Raw genomic sequence first — 13,200 nt, 5'->3', positions numbered from 1 at the left:
GGAGGGCATGACCCTGAAGCTCGTCGTCCTCGGAGACTCGATCGCGTGGGGCCAGGGTGCGGCGCGCGAGCAGGACCGGCTCGCGCCCCGGCTGGTCGCGGCCCTCGAGGCCCGTGACCTGACGGTCGTCTCGCGCGTGGTGGCCGTCCCCGGGGCGCGCAGTCGCGGCCTCGCCGCGCAGGTGGACACCGCCCTCCCCTGGGGCGCCGACGTCGCGGTGGTCGTCATCGGCGCCAACGACCTCACCCACCTCGAGCCGGTCGGGCCGGCGGTGCAGGCCCTCTCGGACGCCGTGCGCCGGCTCCGGGCGGGCGGCACCGAGGTGGTCGTCGCGCCCGCCCCGGACCTGAGCGCGGTGCCGCACGTGCCGCCCTTCCTCCGCGACGTCGTCCGCGCGGCGGCCGAGGACCTCCGCAGCCGGCAGGTGGCGGCCGTGCTGGCCGCCGGCGGACGGGTCGGGGACCCCGACCACCGCGCGTCCGGGGCGTTCGCGCGCGACCCGGCGCTCTTCTCGGCCGACCGGTTCCACCCCTCCAGCGCGGGCTACGCCGTCATCGCCGACGCCGTGCTCCCGGCCGTGCTGGCCGCGACGCTCGACGCCGCGTCGCGGCGCTGGGCCGAACTGGGTCACGAAAGGGTGGGGCGCCGTCGCCCCGCTCCACACACCATGGAGGGCCGAGACATCTCGAGCCGCCCAGAACCCCGAGGAGCCCCGGTGCGACCTGCCCCCCACGAGACGTACGACGACGTGGCCGACGCGAGCGCGGCGCTGGTCATCGGCGCGTACTCCTCGTCGTTCGGGCTCGCGTCCCGGCTGCTCGCGGAACCGGTGCGGCACCACGTGCGCAACGTCTACGCGCTGGTGCGGGTCGCCGACGAGGTCGTCGACGCCCCCCGTCCCGACGCCGCCGCCGGGCAGCAGGCCGAGGCCCTGGCGACGCTGGAGGAGGAGACGCTGAGCGCCATGCGCACCGGGCAGAGCAGCAACCTCGTGGTCCACGCCTTCGCCCGCACAGCGCGGCGGTGCGGCGTCGAGCCCGAGCTGGTCGTGCCGTTCTTCGCCTCGATGCGCACCGACCTGGAGCGCCGCGAGCACGACGCCGCGTCGTTCGCGGAGTACGTCTACGGGTCCTCGGAGGTCGTGGGGCTGATGTGCCTGCGCGCGTTCGTCGTGGAGGAGCCCGACCCCGCGAGCCGCTACGACGAGCTGGCGCCGGGTGCGCGACGCCTGGGTGCGGCGTTCCAGAAGGTCAACTTCCTGCGCGACCTCGGCGAGGACCACGACACGCTCGGACGCAGCTACTTCCCCGGGATCGACCCCCGGCGGCTCACCGACGCCGAGCGCGACGTGCTGCTCGACGACATCGACGCCGACCTGGCCGCCGCGGCCGCCGTCGTCCGGCGGCTCCCGCGCAGCAGCCGGCTCGCGGTCTGCGCGGCCCACGACCTCTTCGCCGATCTCTCGACGCGGCTGCGCGCGACCCCGGCGGCCGTGCTGCGCGAGACCCGGGTCCGGGTGCCGCACCCGGTCAAGGCCCGGCTCGTGGCCGCGGTGCTGGTGCGTGGGGGCCGCCCGCGCGTCGCGAGCGCGGCGCGATGACCCGGACACCCCGGCCCGGGACGCCGCTGCGGGTCGTCGTGGTCGGCGGCGGCATCGCCGGGCTCGCCACCGCCGCGCTGCTCGCCCGCGACGGTCACCACGTCGAGCTGCTGGAGCAGAACGCCGAGCTCGGCGGGCGCGCCGGGTCGTGGGAGCAGGACGGATTCCGCTTCGACACCGGGCCCTCGTGGTGGCTGATGCCCGAGGTCTTCGACCACTTCTTCCGCCTCGTCGGCACCACCACGGAGGAGCAGCTCGACCTGGTGCGGCTCGACCCCGGCTACCGGGTCTTCTTCGAGGAGCACCCGGCGCTGGACGTCGGCGCCGACGAGGCGGCGAACCGGCGGCTCTTCGAGTCCGTCGAGCCGGGGGCCGGCGACCGGCTGCGCGACTACCTGGCCTCGGCACGGGCCGTCTACGACCTCGCCGTCCAGCAGTTCCTCTACACGAGCTTCGAGTCGGCGGCCGCGTTCACCGCGCGCCGGGTCCTGCGCAACGGGCCGCGGCTGGCGACCCTGCTCTCCCGCTCGCTCGAGTCGTTCGTCGCCGCCCGCTTCGACGACCCCCGGCTGCGCCAGGTCCTCGGCTACCCCGCGGTGTTCCTCGGGTCCTCGCCCGACCGCGCGCCGGCGATGTACCACCTGATGAGCTGGCTCGACCTCGCCGACGGCGTCCGCTACCCCCAGGGCGGCTTCACCCGGCTCGTCACCGCGGTCGCCGAGGTGGGGCGCTCGCACGGCGCCGAGCTGCGCACGGGGTGCACGGTGACGAGCATCGCGACCGCCCCCCGCACCGGCCGTCGCGGCCGCCCGGCCCGGGTCACCGGCGTCCACTGGACCGACGCCGGCGGGGCCGAGCACGAGAGCCCCGCGGACGTCGTCGTCGGCGCCGCCGACCTGCACCACGTCGAGACCGCCCTGCTGCCGCGCGCGCTGCAGACCTACCCCGAGTCCTGGTGGGACAAGGCGGTGTCGGGGCCGGGCGCGGTCCTGGTGAACCTCGGCGTCACCGGCTCGCTGCCCGAGCTGGCCCACCACTCGCTCTTCTTCACCGAGGACTGGAAGGACAACTTCGACGCCATCTTCGAGCGGCCCAGCCGGGTGCCCGACCCGGCCTCGATCTACGTGTGCCGGCCCTCGGCCACCGACGCGTCGGTGGCGCCTCCGGGCACCGAGAACGTGTTCGTCCTCGTGCCGGTCCCGGCCGACCCCGGCATCGGCCGGGGAGGCGTCGACGGCGCCGGCGACCCGGAGGTCGAGGCGATCGCCGACCGGGCCGTGGCGATGGTGGCCGCGTGGGCCGGCGTCCCCGACCTGGCCGAGCGGGTGGTCGTGCGGCGCACCCTCGGCCCCGGTGACTTCCTCGCCGACCTCAACTCCTGGTCGGGCGGCGCGCTCGGCCCGGCCCACGTGCTGCGGCAGAGCGCCTTCTTCCGGGCCGGCAACGCCTCCCGCAAGGTCGAGGGTCTCTACTACGCCGGCTACAGCACGGTGCCCGGCATCGGGCTGCCGATGTGCCTGATCAGCGCCGAGCTGGTGCTCAAGCGGCTGCGCGGCGACCGCTCGACCGGCCCGTCGGTCGAGCCCACCTCCTCGGTGCGTCCGAGCCCGGTCTGATGGCAGCCCCGCGCCGTGAGGACGCCCTCGACCAGTGGTCGCGGCGCCACGGCGGGCTGGACCCGCGCGGATCCGGCTGGGTCGCCGGGTGGGTGCGGCTCAGCGACGCCTGCGCGCGGCCCCTGGCCCGCCGCGGTGTCGCCCCGGACGCCGTCACGGCGGCGGGCGTGGCCGTCGCCGTGACGGTCCCGCTCCTGGCCTCGGCCGGTGCCGCCTGGCCGCTGGCCGCCGTCCCGGTGATGGTGGCGGCCGCCGTCCTCGACGGCGTCGACGGAGCGCTCGCCTCGCGCTCGGGCACCTCGTCGCGCTGGGGCCAGGTGCTCGACCCCCTCGCCGATCGCGTCTCCGACCTCCTCCTCGTTCTCACCGTGGTCGTCCTGGGCGCGCCGCTCTGGCTCGGTGCGACCTACGGCGCGCTCGGCCTGCTGCACGAGTCGGTCCGCTCGACGGCCCAGGCCGCCGGGATGGGCGGCCCCGGAGCGGTGACCGTCGCCGAGCGCCCCACCCGGGTGATCGTGGCGGCGTTCGCGGCGCTGCTCTGCGGGCTGGAGTGGTGCGCGCGCGAGGTCGGCGTCGACGTCCTGCCCCGGGTGGACGGGGACGTGGTCGCGACCGGCGCGGCCGTGGTCGGGACGGCGCTGGCCGTCGTCGGCCTCGTGCACCTGCTGGCCGTCGTCCGCCGCCGGCTCGCCTAGGCCGGCTCGTTCAGGCCGGGCCGACCAGGTCGGCGACGATGCGGGCCGAGAGCAGCACCAGCGGCAGCCCGCCGCCGGGGTGCGACGAGCCGCCGACCAGGTAGAGCCCGGGCACGGGGGAGCGGTTCGCCGGGCGCCGGAACGCCGCGGAGGCGCCGTTGGACGACGTCCCGTAGATGGAGCCGCCCGGCGTCAGCGTGCGGCGCTCCAGGTCGGCGGGGGTGAGCACGCGGCGGTGCCGCACCCGGTCGCGGACGTCGGTGCCGCGCTCGGCGAGCAGCGCGACGAGACGGTCGGCGTAGTCGTCGGCCAGGCCGGGCTCGTCCCAGTCCACGCCGCCCGCGGGGTCGTGCCGCGGGGCGTTGGCCAGGACGAACCAGGCGCCGGCGCCCGGGTGCGGGACGACGGCCGGGTCGTCGGGCGCGGAGACGTAGAGGGTCGGCCGCTCGACCGGCCGGGCCCGGCCCCGGCGTCCGAAGACGGCGTCGAACTCGAGGTCGTAGTCCTCCGCGAACAGCACCTCGTGGTGCGGCTGCCCGGGCGGCGCCTCGTCGAGGGACAGCAGGAGCACGAAGCCCGACAGCGACGGCGTGGTCCGCCGGATGCGGGAGGCGGCCCGACGCGCGCGGTCACCGGGGACCAGGCGCCCGTAGACCTGGGCGGCGTCGGCGTTCGCGACGACGACGTCCGCGGCGACCACCGTCTCGTCGGCCAGCCGGACGCCGCTGGCCCGGCCCCCGGTGAGCAGGACCTCGACCACCTCGGCCCCGGTCCGGACCTCGACCCCGAGCGCGCGGGCACGGTCGAGCAGCGCCTCGGCGATCCGGTGCAGCCCGCCGGGGACGTACCAGGAGCCGAAGGCCTGCTCGGCGTACGGGACGGCGGCCAGCGCGGCCGGCGCCCGCCGCGGGTCGGACCCGGTGTAGGTGGCGTAGCGGTCGAGCAGCATCCGCAGCCGGGGGTCCTCCAGGTACCGCGCGCCGAGGCCGCGCAGGCTCCGCCACGGCGCGACGGCGGCGACGTGGTCGAGCCGCCGCGAGAGCCGTGCCATGTCGCCGACGGTGATCGGCGACTCGAGGAACGGCTCCCGGGTGATGTCCCAGATCCGCTCGGCCCGCCGCAGGAACGCCGACCACTGCGCCCCCCGGCCGGGCCCGAGGGCGGCGTCCAGCGCGGCCGGGACGTCGGCGACGTCGCCCGGCAGGTCGAGCAGGGTGCCGTCCGGGAAGCGGTAGCGGCAGGCGACGTCGAGCCGCTGGAGGGGCAGCACGTCGGACAGCGGCGCGCCGGTCTCGGCGAAGAGGTCGGCCAGCACGTGCGGCATCGTCAGCAGCGAGGGTCCGGTGTCGAAGAGGAACCCGTCGTGGGCCCACGTGCCGAGCTTGCCGCCGACGTCGGCGGCCTGCTCCACGACGACCACGCGGTGGCCCTGCGCGGCCAGCCGGACGGCGGCGGCGAGGCCGCCGATCCCGGCGCCGACCACGACGGCGGCGCTCACCGCGACACCTCGACGGGCCGGCCCTTCCAGCGCAGCGTCCCGCGCCGGTGCGCGAGGACGGAGTCGGCGGTCAGGGCGCCGAGGAGGGCGACGGAGAGCGGGTGGGCCGCCGCGTCGGGGAGCACCCGCGACCCGGTGCGGCGCGCGACGAGCGCCCGGGCCGCGACGCTCGCGGCGTAGCCGGCCAGGCCGGTGCGGGAGCCGCGCAGCGCGGCCAGGGCCGGCACGACGTGGGTCAGCACCATCAGCGCGGTGACCCCCGCGGCGCCGGCCGGCGTCCCGAACGCCGACCAGAGGGACTTCGCGTAGCCCTGGCGGAGGTCGGCCCAGCCGTCGTACATGCGGCAGGACGCGACCCGGCTGCCGTCGGCGACCACGCCGTGCCCGCCCGACGCCTTCACCGCGCGGAGCAGGGCGATGTCCTCCAGCACCTGGTCGCGGACGGCGGCGTGCCCGCCGGCGCGCCGGTACGCGGCGGCGTCGACGGCCAGCAGCTGGCCGTTCGCGGCGGTCAGCGAGGGGCGGGGCGAGCGCTCGGCGAGACCCAGCGGCAGCGTGCTCATCCACGACCACTGGAGCAGCGGCTGCACCAGCCGCTCGGCCGGGCCGCGCGCCTCCTGGTGCGGGTAGGGGCAGACCAGGTCGAGGCCGGAGGACCGGAGCAGGTCGACGGTCGCGGTCAGCCCGTCGGCGGTCAGCGCCACGTCGGCGTCGACGAAGACGAGGACGCCGGCGCCACCGGCCGCCCCGGCGAGCTGGTGGCAGGCCCACGGCTTGCCCAGCCAGCCGGGCGGCGTCGGCGTGCCCGGGACGACCTCGAGGACGTCGCGGAGGTCGGCGCGGCCGGCGAGCTCCGCGAGCAGCGTCGTGGTCCCGTCGCTGCTGGCGTCGTCGAGGACGACGACCCGGGCTCGGCCCGGCCAGTGCCGCGCCGCGACGACGAGCTCCTGGACGGCGTCCACGACCCGCCCGGCCTCGTCGCGGACGGGGAGCAGCAGCACGACGTCGTCGGGGTCGGCGACGTCGGGGGACGGCGACGGGGTGCGGATCCGGCGCAGGTTGTCGACGGTGAGCCCGAGCGAGGCCACCGCCAGCGCGGCCCCCGCGCGCACGAGCCACCGGCCGGTCGCGGACGTCATCGCCGCACCTCCCGCGACACGCGGACGGCCAGCGGGACCGCGACCAGCCCCATGAGGACGCCGCCGACCAGGGCCACCGACGGGCGTCCGAAGAAGACGGCGTGGGCGAGCACCGAGGAGAAGTAGGTCCACAGGTAGACCGTGACGGGGACGGCGTCGCGGGCCACCGGCGTCCGGTCGTCGACGGGGTCGCGGACGAGCCGGTCGAGGACGGCGCACATCACCGCCGAGACCAGCAGCCACCCCGCGAAGTTCGTGAGGGGGATGCCCTCGACGCCGGGGAGCGCGGGGTGCGGGTCGTCCCAGGCCCAGTGGCCGGCGTCGACCATCTGCGGGTCGAGGAAGACGTCCCAGGCGGTCAGCGCCCACGCCGCGACGACCACCCGGAGGACGGGCGAGCCCACCAGCAGGCGGGCGACCAGGAGCGCGGGCCAGGCCATCATCACCCAGGCCAGCGGCACCAGGACCGGGACGCCGAGCACCTCGGTGCCCAGCGTGCCGGTGTAGTCGTAGGAGCCGAACGGCACGCCGGTGCGGACGCCGACCGCCTCGGCCACGAGCCCGCCGCCGCCGGCGACGACCAGCACGAGGACCGCCGTCGCGGCACCCCTGCTGGCCCAGGCGTGGGCGAGGGCGGTGCCCGCGAAGAGCACGACGCTGGCCACGGTGAGCGCGAGGGTGCCGCCGTCGGTGAACGGGAAGGCCATCTGCACCAGGACGCCGGCCGCCGCCAGCAGGACCGGGACGGCGGTGCGCGCCGTGCGGACCGGGGTGCCGGCCGGGCGGAGGCCGCTCACGGCGTGCGCCCGCGGTAGGTGCCCTCGACGTCGAGGACGGCGAACCGGGCGAAGAGCTCCTCGGCGTACCAGCCGGCCGCGTCGGTGCGGTCGACGGCCGAGCGGTGCGCGGCGCTGCGATAGGCGAAGTCGACGAGGTCGCGCGAGGAGTCCCAGAGCGAGAACGTGCCCTGCAGCCCGATCGGGGCCTCGCCGATCCCGATCGCCATCCGCAGCCCGGACGCCGTGCCCAGGTCGTCGATCACCGGCGGCACGGCCCGCCAGAACGAGAGGGCGCGGGCCGGTCGGAGCCGGGCGCGGGTGATCGCGGCGACGGGGGCGCCCCGGACGGCGTCGGCCGACGGCGGCCCGGAGGCGTCGAACGGCTCGGTGCGCGACCACCGCCCGCGGGCGGACAGCGGCACCATCCGCACCCGGAGGCGCTCCTGGGCCGCCGACTCCCAGCCCGCCACGAGCCGGCTGCCGGCGAAGTCGTCGGCCGGCGCGGCGTCGTCGAAGACGGTGAGGAGGGCCCAGTGGTGCGGGTCGGCGTCGCGCGGGGTGAAGGTGCGGCCGGACCCGGTGCCGAGGAGCTTGGCGAACCGCAGCCCGGGGACGCCGCGCAGCCGGCGCCGGCCGGTCGCCATCCGCAGCAGGGCGGGGGCGGCGGACCCGACCCGCCAGACCCGCAGGTCCACGACGCTCACCGGGTCACCGCGTCCCGCGCGGCGCGCTCCTCGAGGGCCTGGGTGGTGGCCCAGCCGACGAGCAGGAACACGTGCAGCACGTAGAGCCAGAGTCCGACGGCGACCACGCCGCCGACGTACCCGAGGCCGCCGAAGGGGATGCCGACGTCGACGGGCAGGGAGAGGAAGAGCTGGAAGCCGTGCAGGAACCCGGCCAGGAACGAGCCGGTTCCGAGGCCGCCGGCCAGCGCGACCCACCACCGGGGTCGGCCGGGGGTGACGGCGCGGAACACCCAGGTCAGCAGGACCCCGAGCGCGAGCCAGAGCGCGGTGAAGCCCAGCACGATGCGCAGGAGGCGGTCGCCGGGGCCACCGCCGCCGCCGTCGGGCGAGAGCGGCACGAGGGCGTCGCCGACGCCGAGCACGGCCCAGGTCAGCGGCGGCAGCGCCACCACCAGGGCCAGCACGGCCACCCGTGCGCGCCAGCCGGTGAAGCGGTCCGGCTCCGGGCGGATGGCCAGGCAGGCGCGGCGCAGGCCCTCGCCGTAGAACGACGCGGGGAACAGCAGGACGACCGCACCCACCACGCCGAGGTGGGTGGCGGCGTCGACCAGCACCTCGTACGGCGGCCGCGCGCCCATCGCGGGCGGCACGAGGACCTCGAGGCGCAGCAGCCGCTCCTGGGCCGCGCCGTCGCCGCGCCACCAGGTCGTCGTCCAGAGCGCGAGGAGCAGCCACGGCACGACCGCGATCGCCGAGAAGTAGGTGAGGGTGGCCGCCGCCGCCGACAGGTCGCGCCCGGACAGCAGCCGGCCGGTGCCGCGGACCAGCGTGCGGGCCTCGCCGCGGAGCCGGGCGACGCCGTTCACGCCCGCCACCCAGGCACCCGACAGGATGGGGTGATGAGGGAGCTGACGTACGCGGCCATGCTGGTCTTCGTGCTCGTGGCCACCCTGCCGCTGGAGATCCTGCTGCGCACGCGCGTGTACGCGCGGCTGCGCCGGCTGGCGCTGGTGCTGGTCTGCGCGGGGCTGCCGTTCGTGGTGTGGGACCTGCTCGCGGTCCGGGCCGGCCACTGGTTCTTCGACACCTCGCAGACCCTCGGCCTCGAGCTCGCCGGTCTGCCCCTGGAGGAGGTGCTGTTCTTCGTCGTGGTGCCGCTGGCGTCGGTGATGACGCTGGAGGCGGTGCGCAGCGTGCGCGGCTGGACGGTCGGCGACGAGCCGCAGCAGCCGGCCGGCGACACTGTAGAGGGGGAGGCGACGTGACCCACACCGAGGCCTCGCTGCTGGGCATCGCCGTCACGGTCGTGCTCGACCTCTGGGTCCTGCGGACCCGGCTGCTGACCCGACGGGCGTACTGGGTCGCCTACGCGATCGTGCTGTTCTTCCAGCTGATCACCAACGAGTGGCTGACGTCGCGGGGCGTCTTCGACTACGACGATGACGCCATCCTCGGGTGGCGGATCGGGCACGCCCCGATCGAGGACTTCTGGTTCGGCTTCGCCCTGGTCACCCAGTCGATGATCTGGTGGGTGTGGTGGGGCCGCCGCGGCGTGCAGCAGCGGCTCGGCCCGGGCCCGCGCCCCGCCGTCGCGCGGCTGCTGGTCACGCGGCGCGCCAGACGCTCGCCTCGGTGAGGTCGACCAGTGCCTCCCGCGACCGGACCGGGATCGGCGCCGCCGCCAGCAGGGCGAGGGAGTCCTCGACCAGGGTGGTGATCCGGCGCTCGACCCGGTCGAGCGCCCCGGACTCGACGAGCACCTGACGGACCTGCTCGAGGCCGGCCTCGTCGAGGGCGTCGTCGCCGAGGTGGCGGTGCAGCACGGCGAGCTGGGCCGCGCTCGCGGTCTCCGCGGCCTGGGCGACGAGGACGGTCCGCTTGCCCTCCCGGACGTCGTCGAGGGTGGGCTTGCCGGTCTCGCGGGAGTCGCCGAAGACGCCGAGGACGTCGTCGCGCAGCTGGAACGCCTCGCCGACCCGCAGCCCGAAGGCCGAGCAGAAGTCGGTCATCGCCCCCGAGCCGCCGGCCAGCGCCGTCCCGAGCAGCAGCGGGTGCTCGACGGTGTACTTCGCGCTCTTGAAGCGGACGACGCGGGCGACGTCGTCCAGGGTGCGGGGGCGACCGAGCGGATGCAGGTCCAGGAACTGCCCGGCCATCGTCTGGGTGCGCATCAGCTCCCACACCGCGCGCGCCGCGGCGGCGCGCTCGGGCGTGCCGGCCGCGGTCGCGGCGTCGGCGGCACGGGCGAGCAGGTCGTCGGCCCAGGTCAGGCACAGGTCGCCGGTGAGGATGGCGACGGAGTGGCCGTAGAGCTCGGGGTCGCCGGTCGAGCGCGCGGAGCGGTGGCCGTCCGCGAAGGCCCGGTGCACCGTCGGGATGCCGCGGCGCGAGTCGCTGCGGTCCATCACGTCGTCGTGCACGAGTGCGCCGAGGTGGAACATCTCGAGCGCGGCACCGGCCTCGACCACGCCGGGGGTCACGGTCTCGCCGGCGCCCGCGGTGGCGCCGGCGCTGCCGGCGACGGCGTCCGCCGCCCACAGGCAGAACGCCGCCCGCAGCCGCTTGCCGCCGCCGGCCCGCTGCCGCACAGCCTGCGCGACCGGCTCGAGGTCGGGACTGACGTCGACGAGGATGCGAGCCTGGGCGTCGACGGTCCGGGTGAGGGCTTCGTCGACCCGGTGCACGTCACCGATGGGGGCGGGCGTCGACCGGATCGAGGTCGGAGCGAGCATGCCCCAAACCTACGTTTGCCCGCCGCCCGGCGGCTCACCCGATGAGAGGTCGGCCCGGGTTGCGGCGCGGCCGGGTGCTGGGCGGCCGGGTGCTGCGTAGCCAGGCCGACGGCGCTCGACGGGTCACCTGTGGGGGTGTTTGCGGGCATCGTCCCTGGAGAACGCCGACGCGGCGGAGGACGCTGGGAATTCACCCTTCAGCCGCTTGGAGGCCACCCATGAGCACCACCCGCGAGCCCGGCCGGGCCAGCACCCCCGTGGCGTCCGTCGTCGTCGCCGAGCCGGGGCAACGACCGTGAGCTCGGTCCGGTACTACGAGATCCGCCGCACCGACCTGGTCGTCGACCACGCCCTCGGCCCGTTCGCGGCGCCGACCCTCGCCGACGCCGTCACGATCGCCGACCGCCGCGTCGGCACCGGCGGCCTGCGCTGGGGCTCGTGGGAGGTCGTCGAGTGCGCGACCGGCGACGTCGTCGCTCGCGGCCCCCATCCCACCGCCTGGGCCACCGCCGGTACCGCCGCCGCCCGCGTCGGCGCCTGGTAGCTCAGCTGGCGGTACCGACCACGGTTGTGGCCGCACCAGAAGGCAAGGTCGAGCTGGCCGACTCGTCTTCAGCGGCACGCCGTCATCGGGAGACGGCTGGTTCATCGGTGCGGCGTGCCCTGCCGCGGCACGGTCGCACGGCTGGAAGTGCGCGGATTGGGACCGGCTTCCGGCCGGATCGCTGCCGCCGAGCCAACCGCACGAGGTTGCTCGACGCGGCGCGCACTCGGAGGTTCACTCGATCGGCGACTGGCAACGTCGATCGGCTGGGTCGGTCTGACGGCCGCCCGAGGTCCATCCGCCGGTCGCGTCAGGGCCGCAGCGGGTAGGTCTCGCCGGTGGCGTGGGTCTGGCGGTGGTGGAAGGGGCAGAGCAGGACGGCGTCGCGGGTGTCGGTGCTGCCACCCCGGGGCCATGGGATGCCGTGGTGGGTGTGGCAGTAGGCGGCTGGTGTGGTGCAGGCCGGGTGTTGGCAGTGCTGCTGCTTGAGGGTGATGGCGAGGCGCTGGGCTGGGGTGTGGAACCGGCGCTTGCGGCCGAGGTCGAGGACGTGGCCGGCGCCGTCGAGGACGGCGGGGATGATGCCTGCTTCGCAGGCCAGTCGGCGGGCCTGGGTGGGGGAGAGCGCGAGACCGGTGTCGAGGTGGGCGGCTGCGAGCCCACCGTTGAGCGTGTCGAGAGTCATCGTCACGACCACGGTGGCGTTGGGTCCCGCCCATGGCGGGCAGCTGGTCGGCGGGGTAGCGCTCGACGTACTCGCCGAACGCCTGCCCAGGCCGCTCGGGTGTCGGCTTCTCGTGGTCGTAGGAGCCCGCACCGTCGGTGGCCCGGACGTGCTTGGGAGCCGCGATCGCGGTGAGCGCCTTCCGGAGCATCGAGGCTTGCGCCGACGGCAGGGTGAACCGGCCGTGGGCGAGACCCTCACCGTCGTCCCACATCGTCAACGCAGTGCGCTTGCGGGCTCGGGCCTCCTCGGCCTCCAGCAGTCGCGCTTCGTGCTCGTCGGCCTTGTCGGGGTCGAGGGTCTCCAGGATCCGGCGGCCGAGGGTCTTCAGGTCGTGCGCGTCGTGGTGCGCCGCCTCGTCGAGCAGGTGGGCCTCGGCCTTCCCGCGCCAGGCAAGGTGGTCACCGTCCAGGTCGTCGACCACGGTGGCGATGACCTTGGCCTGCTCGCCGTGCACCCGTCCCTCGGCCATCGCGATCCGGGTCGCCTCGTGGGCGGCGAGATCGCCAGCCAACCGAGCCTTCCGCGCAGCCTCCGCGCCCGTGACCCGGGTGACCCGAGCGAGCCACGCCGCGAGCGACCTGGCGCCGATCGATGCCGGCAGGTCCAGCACCCCGGCATGGCCGACCACGCGGGCCTCGAGCTCCTGAACCCCCGCGACCAACCCGGCCAGCCGCGGCACGAGATCAGCCGTCGCAGGGGCGTCGAGCGACCAGGCCGGGGCGTCCACCAGCGCTGTCAGCTCGGTCTCGAGCAGCGTGACGAACCGGGTGACGGGGTGCCCGTCGTGGTGGTCGCCGGGGTGCTTGCTCATGGCCTGATTCTAGGGGTCACCACCGACAATCGACAGTGTGTTCGAACGCCTGTGGAGAACCTCGACGTCGCCCGCGAGCGTGACGCACTCAGCCCTGGGACAGGCCGGTCTCCTCGCCGCGGCCCGACTCGTTGGCCAGGCCCTCGCCGTCGGACTCGGCGTCCAGCTTCTCCTGCACGTCCGCGATCTCCTGCTGCTGCTCGTTGCGACCGTCGCCGGTCTCCTGGTCCTTCTCGTTGCTCGTCTCGCTCATCGCGGTCTCCTCGGGCGGGGTTCGGTGGGGTACCCGCCGACCGTACCCACGCCCGGGTGGCGCGCGGCCCGGAGGTGGGAGTCACCCGCGGCGGGGGAGCGGGCCGGCGGCGCGCGCTGG

Annotated in this window: 14 protein-coding genes and 1 pseudogene; 6 read left to right on the top strand and 9 right to left on the bottom strand. The window is 76.0% G+C overall.

All coding sequences use genetic code 11. The annotated features are described in order from the left end of the window. Positions 1-7 precede the first annotated feature (7 nt). The 3 genes from FE634_RS16000 to FE634_RS15990 are packed head-to-tail and all read left to right on the top strand — an operon-like array spanning position 8 to position 3,911. A complete protein-coding gene (locus FE634_RS16000) occupies positions 8-1,600 on the top strand; it encodes a squalene/phytoene synthase family protein (protein WP_148240765.1) in 1,593 nt (530 codons plus the stop codon). Next, positions 1,597-3,216 carry a phytoene desaturase family protein gene (gene crtI, locus FE634_RS15995; RefSeq protein ID WP_148240764.1) on the top strand — a complete coding sequence of 540 codons (1,620 nt, stop codon included), beginning with the start codon at positions 1,597-1,599 and terminating at the stop codon, positions 3,214-3,216. The genes FE634_RS16000 and crtI overlap by 4 nt, the downstream gene beginning before the upstream one ends. After that, the gene (locus tag FE634_RS15990) at positions 3,216-3,911 is read left to right on the top strand and encodes a CDP-alcohol phosphatidyltransferase family protein (protein ID WP_148240763.1); all 696 of its coding nucleotides are present in this window, start codon (positions 3,216-3,218) and stop codon (positions 3,909-3,911) included. Before crtI ends, FE634_RS15990 begins: the two co-directional genes overlap by 1 nt. Positions 3,912-3,921: 10 nt before the next feature. Here the strand turns inward: FE634_RS15990 and FE634_RS15985 are convergent, their stop codons facing one another. Genes FE634_RS15985 through FE634_RS15965 form a run of 5 tightly spaced genes read right to left on the bottom strand, consistent with a single transcriptional unit; the run spans position 3,922 to position 8,888 of the window. After that, complete coding sequence (locus FE634_RS15985; protein ID WP_138876464.1) at positions 3,922-5,409, bottom strand: phytoene desaturase family protein; 1,488 nt, start codon at positions 5,407-5,409, stop codon at positions 3,922-3,924. After that, entirely contained in the window at positions 5,406-6,548 is a 1,143-nt protein-coding gene (locus FE634_RS15980) for a glycosyltransferase family 2 protein (protein WP_138876463.1), read from the bottom strand. The genes FE634_RS15985 and FE634_RS15980 overlap by 4 nt, the downstream gene beginning before the upstream one ends. Then, the gene (locus FE634_RS15975) at positions 6,545-7,345 is read right to left on the bottom strand and encodes a carotenoid biosynthesis protein (protein ID WP_212721696.1); all 801 of its coding nucleotides are present in this window, start codon (positions 7,343-7,345) and stop codon (positions 6,545-6,547) included. The genes FE634_RS15980 and FE634_RS15975 overlap by 4 nt, the downstream gene beginning before the upstream one ends. Then, the gene (locus tag FE634_RS15970; protein WP_138876462.1) at positions 7,342-8,031 is read right to left on the bottom strand and encodes a monooxygenase; all 690 of its coding nucleotides are present in this window, start codon (positions 8,029-8,031) and stop codon (positions 7,342-7,344) included. Before FE634_RS15970 ends, FE634_RS15975 begins: the two co-directional genes overlap by 4 nt. Then, positions 8,028-8,888 (bottom strand): YhjD/YihY/BrkB family envelope integrity protein, encoded by an 861-nt coding sequence (locus tag FE634_RS15965; RefSeq protein WP_138876461.1) that lies wholly within the window; start codon positions 8,886-8,888, stop codon positions 8,028-8,030. Before FE634_RS15965 ends, FE634_RS15970 begins: the two co-directional genes overlap by 4 nt. A gap of 24 nt (positions 8,889-8,912) precedes the next feature. Between FE634_RS15965 and FE634_RS15960 the strand changes: the two genes are divergently transcribed. Together FE634_RS15960 and FE634_RS15955 are read left to right on the top strand one after the other, a co-directional pair. Further along, on the top strand, positions 8,913-9,278 hold the full coding sequence (locus tag FE634_RS15960; RefSeq protein ID WP_138876460.1) for a lycopene cyclase domain-containing protein: 366 nt from the start codon (positions 8,913-8,915) through the stop codon (positions 9,276-9,278). Next, on the top strand, positions 9,275-9,649 hold the full coding sequence (locus tag FE634_RS15955) for a lycopene cyclase domain-containing protein (protein WP_138876459.1): 375 nt from the start codon (positions 9,275-9,277) through the stop codon (positions 9,647-9,649). Before FE634_RS15960 ends, FE634_RS15955 begins: the two co-directional genes overlap by 4 nt. Here the strand turns inward: FE634_RS15955 and FE634_RS15950 are convergent. Further along, complete coding sequence (locus FE634_RS15950; protein WP_138876458.1) at positions 9,618-10,745, bottom strand: polyprenyl synthetase family protein; 1,128 nt, start codon at positions 10,743-10,745, stop codon at positions 9,618-9,620. The two genes, FE634_RS15955 and FE634_RS15950, sit on opposite strands and share 32 nt — an antisense overlap. A 295-nt stretch (positions 10,746-11,040) precedes the next feature. Here FE634_RS15950 and FE634_RS15945 point away from each other — a divergent pair, with 295 nt between their 5' ends. Next, entirely contained in the window at positions 11,041-11,289 is a 249-nt protein-coding gene (locus FE634_RS15945) for a hypothetical protein (RefSeq protein WP_138876457.1), read from the top strand. A gap of 310 nt (positions 11,290-11,599) precedes the next feature. Here the strand turns inward: FE634_RS15945 and FE634_RS15940 are convergent, their stop codons facing one another. From FE634_RS15940 to FE634_RS21145, 3 genes and pseudogenes are all read right to left on the bottom strand, one after another. Beyond that, positions 11,600-11,974: an HNH endonuclease signature motif containing protein gene (locus tag FE634_RS15940; RefSeq protein WP_148240762.1), complete on the bottom strand. Its 375-nt coding sequence runs from the start codon at positions 11,972-11,974 to the stop codon at positions 11,600-11,602. A 184-nt stretch (positions 11,975-12,158) separates the two neighbouring features. After that, positions 12,159-12,827: pseudogene (locus tag FE634_RS21900) on the bottom strand (DUF222 domain-containing protein); the annotation flags it as partial. Positions 12,828-12,915: 88 nt separating this feature from the next. Then, positions 12,916-13,080, bottom strand: coding sequence for a hypothetical protein (locus FE634_RS21145; RefSeq protein WP_187366728.1), 165 nt, complete (start codon positions 13,078-13,080; stop codon positions 12,916-12,918). Positions 13,081-13,200: the final 120 nt, after the last annotated feature.

Source organism: Nocardioides sp. S-1144, assembly GCF_005954645.2.
In the GTDB taxonomy this organism is placed as follows: domain Bacteria; phylum Actinomycetota; class Actinomycetes; order Propionibacteriales; family Nocardioidaceae; genus Nocardioides; species Nocardioides dongxiaopingii.
The sequence above is the reverse complement of the archived record's forward strand: the minus strand, read 5'-3'. Positions and strand labels throughout refer to the sequence as shown.

Coding starts and splice junctions, on each gene's coding strand:
- FE634_RS15980 (WP_138876463.1), bottom strand. CDS start 6,548: ATGACGTCCGCGACCGGCCGGTGGCTCGTGCGCGCGGGGGCCGCGCTG.
- FE634_RS15960 (WP_138876460.1), top strand. CDS start 8,913: ATGAGGGAGCTGACGTACGCGGCCATGCTGGTCTTCGTGCTCGTGGCC.
- FE634_RS15950 (WP_138876458.1), bottom strand. CDS start 10,745: ATGCTCGCTCCGACCTCGATCCGGTCGACGCCCGCCCCCATCGGTGAC.
- FE634_RS15990 (WP_148240763.1), top strand. CDS start 3,216: ATGGCAGCCCCGCGCCGTGAGGACGCCCTCGACCAGTGGTCGCGGCGC.
- FE634_RS21145 (WP_187366728.1), bottom strand. CDS start 13,080: ATGAGCGAGACGAGCAACGAGAAGGACCAGGAGACCGGCGACGGTCGC.
- FE634_RS16000 (WP_148240765.1), top strand. CDS start 8: ATGACCCTGAAGCTCGTCGTCCTCGGAGACTCGATCGCGTGGGGCCAG.
- crtI (WP_148240764.1), top strand. CDS start 1,597: ATGACCCGGACACCCCGGCCCGGGACGCCGCTGCGGGTCGTCGTGGTC.
- FE634_RS15940 (WP_148240762.1), bottom strand. CDS start 11,974: ATGACTCTCGACACGCTCAACGGTGGGCTCGCAGCCGCCCACCTCGAC.